The organism is Kitasatospora sp. NPDC059747, assembly GCF_042732955.1.
Lineage (GTDB): Bacteria > Actinomycetota > Actinomycetes > Streptomycetales > Streptomycetaceae > Kitasatospora.
Map to the genome: position 1 here is coordinate 35,635 of NZ_JBHWGV010000007.1, position 1,774 is coordinate 37,408.

Here is a 1,774-nt window from a genome sequence, read left to right on the forward strand (position 1 = left end):
GACCCGGGCACCGCCCCGCCCACACCCCCCCGCCCCCCCCCCACCGGTCCCGTCACGCGCCCCGGGGTGGGCCGCGCGTCACGGCGGTGGGGCCCACCCCCCGCGCAAGCTCTCGGTCAATCGGGGGCCGGGCAGAGGTAGATCGGGTGGGGCGCGATGCCCACGAACGCGATCACGCGCATGGCGCCGACTTCGAGCAGCTGGCGGGCGATGCGGTCGGCGGACCGGGGCGAGAAGAGGTCGGCGAGGAAGTCGGCCTGGTCCTCGTCGAGCGGGAGGTGGGAGACGGCGGTGCGGACGGCTTCGAGGGCGTCGGGGAGGCGGGAGAAGGTGGCGGCCTTGGTGACGCCCTTGATCTCGACGCTTACGGCGAAGGGGAGTTCGGCTTTCACTTGGTGCCCCCGATCGTGGCCCAGATCGCCTTGCCGACGCCGCCCGCACGCGGGCAGCACCCCCAGCGGGAGGCGAGCTGCGAGACGAGCCAGAGCCCGCGCCCGGCTTCGTCCTCGACGGTCGCGGGGCGCGCGTACGGACGCCCCGCGCCGGCATCGTGCACCTCGATGCGGAGGGCGTCGGGGTGGAGGGAGAAGTGGACGTAGAGGAGGCGCCCGGGCGGGGTCATGGCGTGGAGCACGGCGTTGGTGACGAGCTCGCTGAGCACCAACTCGCCGGTTTCGACGAAGAGTTCGCCGGAGGGTTGGGCGGCGAGGAAGCCGCGGAGCAGCTTTCTGGCCGCGGCGACGGACTTGCGATGTCTCGGCAGCCAGTACGAGTAGTCGGCGGCGGGGGCGGGCGGCTTCTCCAGCATTCCGGGCATGGCAGGGCCTCCTGGAAGTGAGGCTCGCCGCGGCGGCAACGGCCCAGAAGAGGCACGGGGATGCCCGGGTGGCCATCCATCAAGATCGCCGCAGGCGGGCAATCGGACTACTCCTCGTAGCCTGCTCCGCACACTCCGCAATCTGCAAGACTTCATTTTGAGTACTTCAAAGTCGATGACTCGGTCTGTTGACGCTCATTGCGAAGCGGGCACACGGGTGCTTTCATTTCGAGCGCTGACGGTGCTTCATACTGGAAGCCAGGAAGGGGTAGGGCCATGGCGGAAGGGCCGACTGGATCAACGGTGCCGCGCAGGCAACTTGGTCGATACCTGCGCGATCTGCGCAACCGATCGCGACTCACAGTGCGGGCAGCGGCTCGCACGCTGGAGTGGTCGGAGGCGAAGATGTGGCGCATCGAGACCGGCCAGACCTCGCTGCGCAGCCTCGACGTCGAGGCGATGTGCAAGGTCTACGGAGCGCCCGCCGAACTCACCGAGGCTCTGATGGGGCTCGCGAAGGAGACCAAGGCTCGGGGCTGGTGGCACTCCTACGGGGACGTGATCCCGGAAGGCTTCGATCTCTTCATCGGGCTGGAAGAAGCCGCGTCGAGGATCGCTTGGTACGAAAGCGAGTTGGTACCCGGCCTTCTACAGACCGAAGGCTACTCGCGCACGATCATGCGGGCGGACAACCCGCACGAGGACGATGACGAGATCGAGCGGCGAGTCCACCTCCGCTCGACGCGTCAGGTCCTCCTCACCAGGGTCACGGATCCGCCTGTGTTCGACGTAGCGCTCAACGAGGCAGTGCTGCGCCGCCCCGTGGGCGGATCCCGAACCATGGCCGGGGGGGGGGGGGGGGGGGCTCGGCGACCCCGTCGCAGCGCGGGAGGTGCGGCGCGCACGACTCAACACAGGACAGGGACTCTAACACTCGCTCCGCGCCTAGATCGAGGG

3 protein-coding genes are annotated in these 1,774 nt (G+C 69.3%); 1 reads left to right on the forward strand and 2 read right to left on the reverse strand.

Annotated elements, in window-relative coordinates:
* Nucleotides 1–116: 116 nt before the first annotated feature.
* Nucleotides 117–392: a hypothetical protein gene (locus tag ACFV4G_RS04880; protein ID WP_380436513.1), complete on the reverse strand. Its 276-nt coding sequence runs from the start codon at nucleotides 390–392 to the stop codon at nucleotides 117–119.
* Nucleotides 389–817: an ATP-binding protein gene (locus ACFV4G_RS04885; protein ID WP_380436515.1), complete on the reverse strand. Its 429-nt coding sequence runs from the start codon at nucleotides 815–817 to the stop codon at nucleotides 389–391. The genes ACFV4G_RS04880 and ACFV4G_RS04885 overlap by 4 nt, the downstream gene beginning before the upstream one ends.
* A gap of 276 nt (nucleotides 818–1,093) precedes the next feature.
* On the opposite strand from ACFV4G_RS04885, the gene ACFV4G_RS04890 reads away from it, so the two are divergent.
* On the forward strand, nucleotides 1,094–1,774 hold a 681-nt coding region (locus ACFV4G_RS04890), incomplete at its 3' end, for a Scr1 family TA system antitoxin-like transcriptional regulator (protein WP_380436516.1).

Coding starts and splice junctions, on each gene's coding strand:
- ACFV4G_RS04885 (WP_380436515.1), bottom strand. CDS start 817: ATGCCCGGAATGCTGGAGAAGCCGCCCGCCCCCGCCGCCGACTACTCG.